Source organism: Haloarcula sediminis (assembly GCF_035656455.1).
GTDB classification, from domain to species: domain Archaea; phylum Halobacteriota; class Halobacteria; order Halobacteriales; family Haloarculaceae; genus Haloarcula; species Haloarcula sediminis.
The window spans coordinates 816064-830125 of sequence record NZ_JAYMGA010000001.1; the positions used below are offsets into that span (position 1 = coordinate 816064).

The window sequence follows — 14062 nt, forward strand, 5'->3', positions numbered from 1 at the left end:
GACGCGTCCCGGGGAGACGGTGACTGGGAGGCCCGACCGAAGTCCGGCGTTCAGTCCCACTTCGCGCCGGGATTCGTCACGGCGCCGTTGGCCGCCGAGCCGAAGTCCCGGTGGTACTTCGCGAGGATGCCGCTGTCGTACTGGGGCTCGGGGTCGAAATCCTCCAGGCGCGCCTCGATTTCCTCGTCGCTTAGGTCGACGGAGAGTTCCAGTTCGTCGATGTCGATGGTGATGGTGTCGCCGTCCTCCAGCGCGGCGATGGGGCCGCCGGCGAACGCCTCGGGGGCGACGTGACCGATGGAGAACCCGCGCGTGGCGCCGGAGAACCGCCCGTCGGTAAAGAGCGCGACGTCCTCGGCGTGGCCCTGACCGGCGACCGCCGACGTGACGCCGAGCATCTCGCGCATTCCGGGACCGCCCTGTGGGCCCTCGTTGCGGATGCCGATGACGTCACCGGACTCGACGTTCCCCTCCTGGACGTAGCGCATGGCGCCTTCCTCGTCGTCGAAGATGCGGACGGGGCCCTCGTGGCGGAGGTGGTCCTCGCCGGTTATCTTGATGACCGCGCCGTCGGGGGCGAGGTTGCCGGTGAGGATGCGGATGGCGCCCTGCTCGTTTTTCGGCTCCTCGACGGTGTAGAGGAAGTCCGCGTCGATGTCCTCGATAGCCGGCGGGTCGATGCGTTCGAGCCCCTCGGCCAGCGTCTCGCCGGTGACCGTCATCGCGTCGCCGTGGAGCAGGTCGGCATCGAGCAGGGCCTTGAGGACGACCGGGATACCGCCGACCTCGAAGAGGTCGTTCATCACGCGGGTGCCGCCCGGCTGGAGGTCCGCGATTTTGGGCGTCCGCCTGCTTATCTCGTTGAACGTCTCGATTTCGAGGTCGATGTCGGCCTCGGCGGCCATCGCCAGCAGGTGGAGGACGGCGTTGGTCGAGCCGCCGGTCGCCACCTGGACCGCGATGGCGTTCTCGAAAGACTCCCGCGTGAGGATGTCCGAGGGTCTGCGGTCGTTCTCGATGGCGTCGATGGCGACCGCGCCGGCCTCTTCGGCTATCTCGTAGCGGGCCTCGTGTTCGGCGGGCGCGCCAGAGGAGCCAAGCGGCGCCAGCCCGATCGTCTCGGAGATGGAGGCCATCGTGTTCGCGGTGAACATCCCGCCACAGGAGCCCGCGCCGGGACAGGCGTGGCGTTCCATCTCGTCTAACTCGTCTTCGCTCATATCGCCGTCGGCGACGGCGCCGACGCCCTCGAAGACGTTCTGGATGGTTATCTCGCGGCCGTCGTGCTCGCCGGGCATGATAGAGCCGCCGTAGACGAAGACGCTGGGGAGGTCCGTCCGGATGGAGGCCATCATCATCCCGGGCATGTTCTTGTCACAGCCGCCGATGGTGACCAGCCCGTCCATCCGTTCGCCAAAGGAGACCAGTTCCACGGAGTCGGCGATGACCTCCCGGGAGACGAGCGAGGCCTTCATCCCCTCGGTCCCCATCGAGATAGCGTCGGAGATGGTGATGGTGCCGAACTCGATCGGCATCCCGCCGGCCGCGTCGATGCCGTCGTAGGCCGCGTCGGCCACGTCGTCCAGGTGGACGTTACACGGTGTGATGTCCGCGGCGGGGTTGGCGACGCCGACCATCGGCGAGTCGAGGTCCTCGTCGTCGTACCCCATCGCCCGGAACATCGCGCGGTGAGGTGCCTTCTCGACACCCTCAGTGACTTCGGTGCTTCGCAGGTTCGGGTCCTTGCCCGACTCCTCGCGTTCGGCCTGCTTGCTCATACCCCAGGAAGGCTACGGGGCGTCTTAAACGCCGTGACTGGTCTCTGTCGGTGGTTCCGCCCGCAACACTTATCCAACCGCCGTCACCCTCGCTCGTCGTCGACGGCCCCCGCCAGTTCGTCGAGTATCGCCCCGACGAACGCCCCGTCGTCGGTCCAGTACCCCGTGTAGCCGTCGTCACCCTCCTGTGCGAGCAGGCCACACGGGTGGTCGGCGCCAGCGAAGGCGAGGAGCCAGTACCGTTCGAGCTCGCCGGCCACCTCGTGGTACGTGATACCCGCTATCTCCGGCGGCGTCCAGTCGGGCGCGCCGTAGAGGTGGATATCAACCGACGTGTCGGCGGCGAGGCGTCGGTAGACGGGGAGCTGGGATTCGAACGCCGAGAACCGCTGGAACGACACGCGGAGCTCCCCGGTCCCGGAGCGGTAGGCTCGGTCCTCGATTTCGCGGCTCACGGCCAGTAGCTGTCGGCGATTCAGGGCCCGATACACCGTCTCGTCGAGGGCCTCGAAGAGGACCTGATACCCCTCCGAGGCGTCGGCCGAATCGCCCGGCCGAGCGAGGGGCGGCGCCAGCAGGTCGCCTACCGCTTCGAGAGGGAGCGCACCGGCGAACTCGCCGCGCTTCTCGATGGCCAGAAACGGCTCCGGCCCGCTCGGGCCCAGGGGGCGGGACTCGACCGTGACGCCGTGTGTCTCGAACCAGGAGGTAATAGCGGGGTCCGCCTCGGCGTAGACGGTGAACGACGTGTCCGCGTCCGCGAACTCCTCCAGGACGGTGTCGAACATGACGGTATCACTACCGTTCGGCTTCGACACTCCGGCGAATCAACGCGCGGACGTCGGGGTCAAGGGTTTCGATGGTGACCGCCCCCTGCGCCCGGTCGTACACCACGAGACCGCTCTCTGCCAACAACGGGAGCTGCATATGATGGAGGTCAAGCTGTATCCGTTCGCGGTCGTCCGGTGTGGACATGCCCCCGGTGTCGGTGCTCTCCCAGCCGGCCAGCACGGTCGCGAGTTCGTCGAGAGAGCACTCTGGCTTGTCGAGCAGGAACGCGAGGACACGCCGCCGTCGTCGTGACGAGAGCGCACGGTAAAGCTCGTCGTCTGCGAACCGCGACGGCAGGCCGCCGGGAGGATCTGAGCGTGCTTGTTTATCTCTCACATAAAAGTATCTTTTGGCCGTGCTCTAAAGTGTTTCGAACACATAAAGTTAAGAAGGTATTCTCACCTCTCGTCCCGGCCGTCAGCGGGCCACAGACGGCGGCTCGCGTTTCGTTCCGAGGGGGTGTCCAGTGGAGTACGGACACAGTTGTCCAAGCGGTGTCGGTCGGTCGTTCACTGGTGAATCACGCCGCTGCCAGCAGGTTCTTTCCGCCCGGCGGCGAAGGGCGGACAATGCCAACGGTCACGACGGCGGCGAGACTCCACTTCGGATTCCAGAACCTCTCGCTGGCCCACGAGCGCCTGTACGGCGGTGTCGGGCTCGCGCTCGACGAACCGCGGCTGGTCGTCGAGGCCGAGGCGGCCGACGCGCTGGACTGTGACGACGACGCGGTCGAGTCGTATGCCCGGCGCGTCCTCGACGTGCTCGACGTGCCGGGCGCCGAGTTGCGCGTCCGCGAGCGGTTCCCCCGCCACGTCGGCCTCGGCAGCGGGACCCAGCTGGCGCTGGCGACGCTTATCGCCGTCGCTCGCGCGTACGACCAGACGGCCGACGCGCGGACCGTGGCGCCACGGCTCGGCCGGGGCGGGCGCAGCGGCGTCGGCGTCGCCACCTTCGAGAGTGGCGGCTTCGTCGTCGACGGTGGCCACCCGACCGAGCGGTTCACCCACAACCCCCCGACGGAGGGAGACTGGGACGTCCCACCGGTCGTGGCGAGCCATCACGTCCCCGCGGACTGGCGGTTCCTCCTCGTCGTCCCCGACAGCGACCCCGGCCGGAGCGGCAGCGACGAGGACCGCAGTATGCGGACGGCCATCGAGCGGGCCGACCCGGGTATCGCCGATCAGATATCCACGCTGCTCACGCGCCGACTGCTGCCCGCTATCTCCGGCCGGAACCGCCACGAGTTCGGCGCCGCGGCAGCCCGTCTCGGTCGGCTCAACGGCGCCTGGTACGCCGACGAACAGGGCGGCGTCTACCGTCCGCCCGCGGGCGGTATCGTCGAAGCGCTCGCAGATTCGCCGGCGGTTACCGGCGCCGGCCAGTCCTCGTGGGGACCGACGGTGTGGGGGCTGACCGACACCGACGGCGCGGCCGAGGCGAGAGAAGCCGGCCACCGCGCGCTCGAAGCGGCGGGCGTCGGCGGGGACGTCCACGTGGCCGCCCCGCGCAACACCGGGGCCTCCCTGGAGGAGTGACAGCCCCGGCCGCCGGGCCAAGCGTTTAAGCGGTCGGGGAAGCGTTGGCGTGTATGGACCGCATCCCCTTCGGTGTCAAGCAGCTCGACTCCATCATCAACGGGGGCGCGCCGACGGGCAGCGTCGTGTTGCTGTCGGGGCAGGCTGGCGCCGGCTCGCGGGAGTTCATGCACACCAGCGCGATCATCAACGGGTTGGCCGAAGAGGACCCCGACCTGTTCGACCTCTACTACGGCGACCCCGCCGAGAAGGCGATACTCCCCGAGGCGGTTCACTACCTCTCGCTCACCGCGAGCGAGGGCCAGCTCGCCGACGAGATGCGACTGGCGATGGACAACGAAGTGCTGGACGCGGGGCTGGCCGGCGTCAAGTTCCACGACATGTCCGAGCGGTACTTCCACATGAGCCCGGTACCACGGGAGTGGTACGCCACAGAGACGCCGTCGATAAAGGACCTCCGGGCCCGCCACGAGCGCGATGACCTGCTGGGTGCGCTGGGGACCCGACTCAGCAACATCGCCCCGAACAACCTCGTCGTCATCGACTCGCTGTCGGACCTCGTGGCGGCGATGGGCGAGGACATCGACTGGGCCGACATCACCTTCCTCGTTTCGGGCATCCAGAAAGCGGCCCACCAGTGGGGCGGGCTCATCCTCATGCATCTCAACCACGAGACGGTCAGCGACACCCGCGAGGGACAGCTGAGCGAGGCCGCCCACGGCACTATGGAGTTTGCCTGGGAGTCTGGGGGGTCGACCCGGGCCAGAACCCTCGTTGTCAAGCAGTTCAGAGGCGTCCTCTCACAGATAGAGGAGGAAAACATCGTCCAGTTCGAGACCGAGCTCGGCGAGGCCGGCTTCGACATCAGCGACGTCCGGAAGATACGGTGACCGTGAGTCTCGGGTCATGAAATAGGCAGCAAACGCTTAACTATCCCGTTACATGAAAGGTACATAATGGCCAGTGAGCCGACCGACGAGGGGGTGGTCGCCGTCGAACTGCCGCCGGAGCTCGACGAGTGGCTGGACGAGCGCGCTCGGGAGCTGGGCGAGCCCCGCGAGGAGCTCGTGACACAGCTCCTGACGGCCTACCGGACCACGACGGAGCGGGACGGCGGCGACCTGGCGGCGGCGCTCGATGTCGAGCGCCGCGTCGAGGACGCGATGCAGGACGAACTCGACGCGACCGTCGCGGCCGCCGTCGACGACGCCCTCGCCGACCGCGTCGACTCGACGGTTCGGGACCGGTTGCCCGATATCACCGACGCCGTCGAGTCGCGCGTCGAGGGGCGGCTGAAGGACGTCGAAGACGAGTTCACCGAGAAGCTAACCGACGTTCGCGAGCGGGTCGTCCAGCTCAAACGGGAGCTCGACGGGAAAGCGCCAGCCGACCACGAGGCCTTCGAGACGGTCGCGGAACTGGACGAGAGCGTCGCCGAACTGAACCGCGAACTCGTCGCGGTGCGCGACGAGTTCGAGGCCGATCTGGCGGCCCAGACCGAACGCGTCGACGAGATAGAAGAACGCTTCGACGAGGTCGAGGAGCGTCTCGACGACACCGAGGAGAAGCTCAGGCGGGTCGCCTGGGTCGTCAACGACCTCCGGGACGACCAGGGCGGGCGCGACGCCCACCAGAAGGCCGTCGACCGCATCAAACGGGCCGCCGCACAGGAGGGTATCTCCTCGGCGTCCTGTCAGAACTGCGGGGAGAGCGTCGAAATCGGGCTGCTCACCGATCCCAACTGTCCCCACTGCGACTCGACGATCTCGGACGTCCAGCCCGAGGGCGGTATCATCCGAAAGAAGGCGTCCCTCGTCACCGCCGCACAGCTAGAGGCGGGTCCGACCGATGAGTGACGACGAGGACCCCTTCGAGGCGTTCGAGGAGCCCGAAGAGCGCGAGGGCGACCCGTTCGAGCGCCTCGGCGACGTGCCCGGGGAGAGCGATGACGCCACGGCCGACAGCGCCGACGCCCCCGCAGAGGCCGGCGACGACAGCGAGTCGGTGCCGTCGACGGACGACCCCGACGAACCGGCCTTCGAGGAGGAGTTCATCGACGAGGACGACCCCTTCGCGACCACGCCCGGCCCGTCACCCGCCGACGGAACCACCAGCGACGGGCGGGAGGGGAGCGACGCCGGCCCGCTCGGGTCGGACGACCCATTCGACGGGATGGCGGACCGCGAGGGCGACCCCTTCGACGACGGGGAGACCGCCTTCGAGTCGGTCGACGTCGAGAGCCTCGACGCCGACGAGGTCTGGGAGTCCCTGGGCGAGGAGCCGTCGACGCCGTCGGTCGAGGGCAGCCGATACGTCGAGGTGTCGAAACACCGCTTTTGCGAGCAGTGCGAGCACTTCGCCAGCCCGCCCAACGCCCACTGTACGCACGAGGAGGCCGATATTATCGAGTATCTGGACATGGAGACGGTCCGCCTGCTGAACTGCCCCGTCGTGGCCGAGCAGCGCGAACTCGAAGACGAGGGGTAAGGCACTTTTGCGGGGGCCGACGAGTACGGCATATGCAGTTCTGTGACGAGTGCGGGTCGATGATGAAAAAGCAAGACGGCGTGATGCAGTGTACGAGCTGTGACTACACGGCGGACCAGGACAGCGACAGCAGTTTCGTGAGCACGGCGGAGCAGTCCGGCGACGAGCTCATCGAGACCGAGGAGGGCGACAACTTCGAGGGCAAGCCCACCGCCGACGATGTCGTCTGTGACGACTGTGGCCACACGGAGGCCTGGTACACCATCAAACAGACCGGGGCGGCCGACGAACCACCGACGCGCTTTTTCAAGTGCAAGGAGTGTGGCTACCGCTGGCGCGAGTACAACTGACGGGAGACCCACTGTCCCGGGCTGACAGAGCCCAGGGAACCGTGAGATGGCGGGCAGCGGCGAGACCCGTCCGCACACTCCAGTATGTCGTCGAACACCCCATCGATACACCTCGATTTTTATGTATTAGATCGGTCACATCAGGGCACAGTGTTGCGACGCCATCTACTACGGACGGCAGCGGCGTTTGGCGCCGTCGGCGGTGTCGGGGCCCTCGCAGGGTGTAGCCAGGAAGAGACCCCCACGTCGACCGGCCCAGTGACGACGGACACAGCCGAGGATAACGACGACGGCGGCCCGACCGGCGGGGCGACGCCGTACGCGGACTGGATGTTCGATCCAGACGAGATCGACGCGGAGAGCGCCGGATTCGGATACGTCGACGTTCCGGCGCTGCTCGACAGCGGTGCGAAGTCGGGCGCGGAGCTGGAGTCGTACTACCGGGACATGTTCGGTGACCGGCTGACCGTCGAGGACGTAGAGGCCATGGAGTACTCCTTTACCGTGAACCAGTTCGTCGGTCTCGCCGGCGACGTCGACGGCGCGTCGCTCGCCGACGGGCTCGGCCTGTCCGAAACGGAGGGATACCGGGATTTCACCGTCTACGGCGACGGGAGAGGATATCTCCTCGCCGAGTCAGACGAGTACGTCCTCGCCGCTCGCGGCGCCTACGGAATCGATTCGGACACCCGCACGGAACTGGAACTAGCGGTCGACACGTTCCTCGGTGATAGCGACCGGTACGTCGAGAGTGCGGCGGTCTACGGGGAGCTGGTGTCGCGGGTAGCGGGCGGGACCGTCGCCTACGGCGAACTCCCAGCGCCGTCGGTCGCACAGGCAGCCGGTGAGAGCGAGTTCCTCGAGACCGCAGTCAGCCAGGAGATACGCAACGACAGTCTGGTGTTTACTGTAGTCGAGCTGTACGGCGGCGAGGCGGACATCGATCTCGCCGCGGTCGAGAGCAAGTACGCCGGTTGGCCCTCCGAGGACGTGACGGTCCGCAGTTCCTCCCAGGAGGGGCGGCTGGCCGTCGTCGAACTGGAAGGTGGCCTGGGAGACATCCAACTGGAGCCGATCTGAACCGCTGTCTTCCGGGCTAACTACCCGCAGCGTTCGACAGTGACCGCGGCGGGTCCCGGCCCCTGTTCTCGAAGCCGGTCGAAGCGTCTTCCGCCGACGCGGCGCGCCCTCTGCGGGGAGCCGCGGGTCAATCGTGCGGGTCCAGCGGGAGGGCAGCCGTGTACTCGGCCCAACGGCGTCGAATCCGGGCGAAACTGGGCTGAATTCGGGGCAAAACCGATCCGAGTATCGCCCCCGGCTTTATCGGTCCAGCGACGACGGTGAACCGCAATGTTCGAAACAGACCCGTTCGCCGTGGTGGCGGTCGCACACGAGACAGCTCAGGCAGTCGCGCTGGTCGGACCGCCGTCGGGCCTCCCGTCGCAGGTCCCGGGATTCGTCGTGGATATCCTCGGCGAGATCGGTTCGGCGGCCGGTGGTGCGATGGAGGGCATCGGCGAGACGATACGCGGTCTCACGCCGGGCGACGCGGACAGCGCCGGCGAAGCCGCGGCCAACGGTCGCGGCCGGTAGTTCAGGAAGCCTCGCCTGCACTCAGTCCGGTCACGCCGAGACGACGAGCCACGCGGCCACGACGACAGCGGCGCCCAGCACCGTCGAGCCGACGGCGTGGGTGCGGAGTTCGTCCAGCAGGTCGTGGGAGTGTTCCTCCAGCGAACAGACCTCGTCTATCTCGCTGCCGGCCTCGCAGTTAGGGAGGAAATCAAGCGCAATGTGGAGGAAGATACCGGCAGCGAAGCCGAAGACGACGGCGTTGACCGCGGGGGACGCGGGGACCGGCAACAGCGCCGAGGGGATGGCCGTCAGGCCCACGCCGGCCGACGGGAGCAAGAGTGCAGTCGCGGAGTTGCCGTCCCGGACCAGCCGGCGGGCCGCGGCGTAGCCGGCCGGGCCCTTGTGAGAGACGATGGCCAGGCCCAGCAGGAGCCCCAGCGTGGGCATCGAGGCGTAGACAAGGCCGATGATGAGTCCCGCCGACAGCGCGTGGGCGGTGATGGCCGCTGTCGTCGTGTCGAACCCAGTGTCGAGGTGGGTCAGCCGGTGACCGATGGTGTGGGTGCCGTAGCCGGCGACGATGCCGGCAGCGATTCCGATACCGCCGATTCGGGGGGTTCCGGCGGCGCTTCCCAGCCCCATCGCCTGCGGGACCAGAAACATCGCCGCCGAGGTGACCATCGCGCCGCTTGCGAGCCCGTAGCCCCACACCAGCCGGTGGGGGCTCGTCGAGGTCGCGCGCGCGCCGAGCCAGGCGCCCAGCCCCATCGCGGCAAAGGCGACCCACGAGATGACCAGTACCTTCAGAGCGCCCTCGATGAGGGCAAACCCCGACAGGACGAGCAGTCCGACGACACTCGCCAGGCCGATGAGGGAGAACCGCCCCACATTATTAAAAACCGAGTTGTTGTTAATAGCCATTAGTCGATACAATTCGGTTGTTGCCAATAAGACCGTCGGTCCTCGCGGGTGGTGGTCGGCCCCGTCGAGTGTCGGTCGGTTCCCGCGGCTCGCCAACCGGCGGGACAGAAAGACGGCCGGGACGGCGACAAGCCCGCTCCCTGTGACGGTTTCTCACCCAACCTGTTTGGCGCGGCTTTATTGTCGTTCCGGGTCCGAGAGAACAACAATGAGTGACCTGTCCGGAGACGAGATTGTCGTGGTCGGGGGCGGCTTCGGTGGCCTCTCGGCGGCCTGCTATCTGGCCGACGCCGGCGCCGACGTCCGTGTCGTCGAGAAAAACGAACAGGTCGGGGGGCGCGCCTCCCGGCTGGAAGCGGAGGGGTTTACCTTCGACATGGGGCCCTCCTGGTATCTGATGCCCGATGTCTTCGAGCGCTTTTTCGCGTACTTCGGTCGGGAGCCGTCGGACTTCTATGAGCTCGAACGGCTCGACCCCCACTACCGCATCTTCTTCAAGGACGGCGACCGGCTCGACGTGACCGGTGACAACGCCGAGATGCGCGAGCTGTTCGAGTCCTACGAACCCGGCGCCGGCGAGGCCTTCGAGGAGTACCTCGAAACCAGCGAGCGCCACTACGAGACCGCGATGGACAAGTTCGTCTACGAGGACCGCTCCCGGCTCCGGGACTGGGTCGACCTGGACGTGATGACGGCCGCGCCCATCGGTCTGCAACTGCTTGGCTCGATGCAGGGCCACGTCTCCGACTACTTCACCCACCCCAAGCTCCAGCAGATAATGCAGTACACGCTCGTCTTTCTGGGCGGGTCGCCAAAGAACACGCCGGCGCTGTACAACATGATGAGCCACGTCGATTTCAACCTGGGCGTCTACTACCCCGACGGCGGCATCGGCGCCGTCGTCGACGGGCTGGTCGAACTCGGCGAGGGGCTGGGCGTGACCTACGAGACCGACAGCGAGGTCACGGAGATATCGCGCCGGAAGGAAGGGTTCCTCGTCGAGACGGTCAACGGCGATACGTACAACCCCGACGAGGTCGTCGTCAACGCCGACTACGGCCACGCCGAACGGGAACTCCTCCCCGAGCACGAACGCCAGTACGACGACGACTACTGGGACGAAAAGACCTACGCGCCCTCCGCCTTTTTGATGTACATGGGCGTTGAGGGCGACGTGGACCCGCTCGCTCACCACACCCTCGTGCTCCCGACCGACTGGGAGCCCCACTTCGACGACATCTTCGAGGAGCCCGACTGGCCCGACGAGCCGGCCTACTACCTCTGTGTGCCAAGCGAGACCGACCCCTCCGTCGCGCCGGAGGGACACTCGAACCTCTTCGTGCTGGTCCCTATCGCGCCGGGACTGTACGACGGTGACGCCGTCCGCGAGGAGTACCGCGAGAAGATCCTGGCCGATATCGCCGAACACACCGGCGTGGACCTCCGGGACCGCATCGTCTACGAGAAGCAGTTCGCCGTCTCGGACTTCGGCGAGCGGTACAACGCCACCGAGGGGACCGCCCTGGGCCTGGCTCACACGCTGCGCCAGACCGCGCTCTTGCGCCCGAACAACAAGTCCTCGGCCGTCGACGGGCTCTACTTCACCGGCTCCTTTACGACGCCCGGCGTCGGCGTCCCGATGTGTCTCATCAGCGGCGAACACACCGCAAAGCGCCTCATCGACGACCACGAATGAGCACCGTGACGGACCGCCTCACCAGTGTGCTTCCGGACGAGGGGAGCCGACCGGGCTACCTGTTCTGGCTCTCACGGCCCCGGTTCTGGCTCTACCAGGGCGGTCCGGTCGTCGTCGCCGTCACGTACGCCGCCGACGGACCCGGAGAGCTGTTCTCGCCGCTCGCGGTCGCGCTCTTTCTGTACTTCACGGTCCCGGCCAACGTCTTCCTCTATGGCGTCAACGACATCTTCGACCGGGACATCGACGAGCACAACCCGAAAAAAGACGAGGGCCGCGAGGTCAGCTACCGGGGGGACCGCGTCGTCGTCGCGGCCATCGTCGCGTCGGGGCTGCTGGCCGCCGGCTTTCTCCCGTGGCTCCCGGCGCTCGGTAGCCTCGCGCTGGTCGCGTGGGCCGCCCTCTCGGTGGAGTACTCGGCCCCGCCGCTGCGGTTCAAGACGACGCCGTTTCTGGACTCGCTGTCGAACGGCCTGTACATCCTGCCGGGCATCGTCTCCTACGCCGCCATCGAGGGGGTCGCCCCGCCCGCGAGTGCCGTCGCCGGCGCGTGGCTCTGGACGATGGGGATGCACACCTTCTCCGCGATTCCGGACATAGAGCCCGACCGCGAGGCAGGTATCGAGACGACGGCCACGTTTCTGGGGGAGTCAAACACCTACTACTACTGCGTGATGTGTTGGCTCACGGCCGCGTTCGTCTTCACGTTCACCCACTGGGTGTTCGGGGCCCTGCTGCTGGTCTATCCGGTGCTCGTCTTTGGCATCCTCGCCGTCGGCGTCGACATCGATGAGGCCTACTGGTGGTATCCGGCCATCAACACGCTCGTCGGCACGGCCTTTACCCTCGTGGGGCTGTGGGTGATGTTGTATGGCTGAGGAGTGGGCCCTCCCCCGGGACCGCCACGAGGCGGCCGCGCGACTCGACGCCGCCGTCCGCGAGCACCGCTTTACCATCGCCGTCGTCTTCCCCCTCGTCGGCGCGGTGACGCTACTTGCCAGCGCCGAAGGGGTGCTCCCGCCGCCGCTTGCGTTCAACCCGCTTTTCGTCCTCTTCGGGACGCTGGTGATGCGACTGCCGCTCGTCGCCGGCGTCGCGCCGCTACTTGACCGCAGAGCGACGGTCGCGCTCGCCGGGCTGGCGGCGTACTCCTACGGTATCGAACTCGTCGGCGTCCGCACGGGCTGGCCCTACGGCGACTTCGCCTACGGCGTGGACCTCGGCCCGATGCTCTTTGGCGAGGTCCCGCTGGGCCTGCCCGTCTTCTTCTTCCCGCTCGTCCTGAACGCCTACCTGCTCGTCCTGTTGCTGGGCGGCGAACGCAGCGAGGCCCCGTGGGTCCGGCTGCCGGCGACGCTCGCGACGGTCGTCCTCGTCGACCTGGTGTTGGACCCCGGCGCCGTCGCCATCGGCTTCTGGACCTACGAGAGCCAGGCGTTCTACGGCGTCCCGTGGTCGAACTACCTCGGGTGGCTGCTGTCGGGCTCGGTCGCCGTCCTCTGTTTCGACTTCGGTTTCGACCGCGCCGGGCTCCGTCGTCGGCTCGACGACTGCGAGTTCATGCTCGATGACCTGGTCAGCTTCGTCCTGCTGTGGGGCGGTATCAACCTCTTCTATGCGAACTGGGTCCCGGTCGCGCTGGCCGCCGTGCTGGGGGCCGGCCTGCTGAAGACCGACCGGTTCGATTTCGACCTGTCAGAGACCCGACTCGGCCGCGCCGTCTGGCGATAACGACCGGTTCCGGGAACCTTGCGGTTATACCCGTCCATCACTAATCGCCAGCGATGTCAGCCCTGTTTTCGCCGTTACAGCTGCGTGAAACGACGATACCCAATCGAGTGACAGTCTCTCCGATGTGCCAGTACTCCTGTGAGGCACGCGACGGCATCGCCACGGACTGGCACCGTACCCACCTCACCTCCCGCGCCGTCGGCGGCGCCGGGCTGGTGATGACGGAGGCCACCGCCGTCGAGGGGCGGGGCCGCATCACCCCGCAGGACCTCGGCATCTGGGACGACGCCCAGGCGACGGCGCTCGAACCGATCACCGAGTTCATCCGCGACCAGGGGAGCGTCCCCGGTATCCAGCTGGCCCACGCCGGCCGGAAGGCCTCGACGACACCACCCTGGGAGGGCCACGAGCCCCTGGGCATCGACGACGGCGGCTGGGAGGTCGTCGGCCCGAGCGGGGAGCCCTGGCCCTACGAGGACGGCGACGCCCCGCCGACCCAGAAGCTCACCCAGGACGGCATCGAGGAGGTCATCCAGTCGTTCCGCGACGCGGCCGAGCGCGCCCGTGACGCCGGCTTCGAGGTCGCGGAGGTCCACGCCGCCCACGGCTACCTCCTTCACGAGTTCCTCTCGCCGGTGACCAACCACCGCGAGGACGACTACGGCGGGAGCTTCGAGAACAGAACGCGGCTCACCCGGGAGGTCACCGCCGCGGTGCGGGAGGTCTGGCCCGACGACAAGCCCGTCTTCGTCCGCATCTCCGCGACCGACTGGCTCCCCGAGCGGGACGCCTGGACCGTCGACGACTCGGTCCGGCTGGCCGACGACCTGGCCGACGTGGGGGCGGACCTCATCGACGTCAGCGGCGGCGGCATCCATCCCGACTCCCGCCCGGAACACACGGGGCCGAACTACCAGCTCCCCTACGCCGAGCGCATCCGCGGCGAGACCGACGCCGACATCGGCGTCGGCGCGGTCGGCGGCATCACGACGCCCGAGCAGGCCGAGGCGGTCATCGCCAACGAGCGAGCCGACCTGGCTATCGTCGGCCGGGAACATCTGCGGGACCCCTACTTCGCGCTACACGCGGCAGAGACGCTCGGTGCGACCGACGAGATCGAGGGGCCGCCACAGTACCGGCGGGCGTTCGGGTTCTAAA

The 14062-nt window shown here is 67.6% G+C and carries 15 protein-coding genes; 11 read left to right on the top strand and 4 right to left on the bottom strand.

All coding sequences use genetic code 11. The annotated features are described in order from the left end of the window. Positions 1 to 50 precede the first annotated feature (50 nt). From ilvD to VJ162_RS04405, 3 genes are all read right to left on the bottom strand, one after another. A complete protein-coding gene (ilvD, locus tag VJ162_RS04395) occupies positions 51 to 1778 on the bottom strand; it encodes a dihydroxy-acid dehydratase (RefSeq protein ID WP_324662661.1) in 1728 nt (575 codons plus the stop codon). An 83-nt stretch (positions 1779 to 1861) separates the two neighbouring features. Continuing rightward, positions 1862 to 2566 carry a DICT sensory domain-containing protein gene (locus VJ162_RS04400; protein ID WP_324662662.1) on the bottom strand — a complete coding sequence of 235 codons (705 nt, stop codon included), beginning with the start codon at positions 2564 to 2566 and terminating at the stop codon, positions 1862 to 1864. 10 nt (positions 2567 to 2576) lie between these two features. After that, positions 2577 to 2945 carry a DUF7344 domain-containing protein gene (locus tag VJ162_RS04405; protein WP_324662663.1) on the bottom strand — a complete coding sequence of 123 codons (369 nt, stop codon included), beginning with the start codon at positions 2943 to 2945 and terminating at the stop codon, positions 2577 to 2579. Positions 2946 to 3178: 233 nt separating this feature from the next. Here VJ162_RS04405 and VJ162_RS04410 point away from each other — a divergent pair, with 233 nt between their 5' ends. The 7 genes from VJ162_RS04410 to VJ162_RS04440 all read left to right on the top strand — a co-directional run bounded on the left by VJ162_RS04410 (position 3179) and on the right by VJ162_RS04440 (position 8574). Continuing rightward, a complete protein-coding gene (locus VJ162_RS04410; RefSeq protein ID WP_324662664.1) occupies positions 3179 to 4144 on the top strand; it encodes a beta-ribofuranosylaminobenzene 5'-phosphate synthase family protein in 966 nt (321 codons plus the stop codon). 53 nt (positions 4145 to 4197) lie between these two features. After that, complete coding sequence (locus tag VJ162_RS04415; protein WP_324662665.1) at positions 4198 to 5034, top strand: RAD55 family ATPase; 837 nt, start codon at positions 4198 to 4200, stop codon at positions 5032 to 5034. 66 nt (positions 5035 to 5100) lie between these two features. Further along, entirely contained in the window at positions 5101 to 6000 is a 900-nt protein-coding gene (locus VJ162_RS04420) for a hypothetical protein (protein ID WP_324662666.1), read from the top strand. Continuing rightward, positions 5993 to 6631, top strand: coding sequence for a hypothetical protein (locus VJ162_RS04425; RefSeq protein WP_324662667.1), 639 nt, complete (start codon positions 5993 to 5995; stop codon positions 6629 to 6631). The genes VJ162_RS04420 and VJ162_RS04425 overlap by 8 nt, the downstream gene beginning before the upstream one ends. Positions 6632 to 6663: 32 nt before the next feature. After that, entirely contained in the window at positions 6664 to 6981 is a 318-nt protein-coding gene (locus VJ162_RS04430; protein WP_324662668.1) for a transcription factor S, read from the top strand. Between the two features lie 258 nt (positions 6982 to 7239). Continuing rightward, on the top strand, positions 7240 to 8061 hold the full coding sequence (locus tag VJ162_RS04435; RefSeq protein WP_324662670.1) for a hypothetical protein: 822 nt from the start codon (positions 7240 to 7242) through the stop codon (positions 8059 to 8061). Between the two features lie 270 nt (positions 8062 to 8331). Further along, positions 8332 to 8574 carry a hypothetical protein gene (locus tag VJ162_RS04440; protein WP_324662671.1) on the top strand — a complete coding sequence of 81 codons (243 nt, stop codon included), beginning with the start codon at positions 8332 to 8334 and terminating at the stop codon, positions 8572 to 8574. A gap of 30 nt (positions 8575 to 8604) precedes the next feature. Here VJ162_RS04440 and VJ162_RS04445 read toward each other — a convergent pair whose 3' ends face one another. After that, positions 8605 to 9477, bottom strand: a complete 873-nt coding sequence (locus VJ162_RS04445) for a ZIP family metal transporter (protein ID WP_324662672.1) — start codon at positions 9475 to 9477, stop codon at positions 8605 to 8607. Positions 9478 to 9685: 208 nt separating this feature from the next. On the opposite strand from VJ162_RS04445, the gene crtD reads away from it, so the two are divergent. From crtD to VJ162_RS04465, 4 genes are read left to right on the top strand one after another with little or no spacing between them, the layout of a single operon-like run. Beyond that, on the top strand, positions 9686 to 11173 hold the full coding sequence (gene crtD, locus VJ162_RS04450; protein WP_324662673.1) for a carotenoid 3,4-desaturase: 1488 nt from the start codon (positions 9686 to 9688) through the stop codon (positions 11171 to 11173). Further along, positions 11170 to 12051, top strand: coding sequence for a prenyltransferase (locus VJ162_RS04455; RefSeq protein ID WP_324662674.1), 882 nt, complete (start codon positions 11170 to 11172; stop codon positions 12049 to 12051). The genes crtD and VJ162_RS04455 overlap by 4 nt, the downstream gene beginning before the upstream one ends. After that, positions 12044 to 12904 (top strand): bisanhydrobacterioruberin hydratase, encoded by an 861-nt coding sequence (gene cruF, locus VJ162_RS04460; RefSeq protein ID WP_324662675.1) that lies wholly within the window; start codon positions 12044 to 12046, stop codon positions 12902 to 12904. Before VJ162_RS04455 ends, cruF begins: the two co-directional genes overlap by 8 nt. 53 nt (positions 12905 to 12957) lie before the next feature. Beyond that, positions 12958 to 14061, top strand: a complete 1104-nt coding sequence (locus VJ162_RS04465) for an NADH:flavin oxidoreductase/NADH oxidase (protein ID WP_324662676.1) — start codon at positions 12958 to 12960, stop codon at positions 14059 to 14061. Position 14062 lies beyond the last annotated feature (1 nt).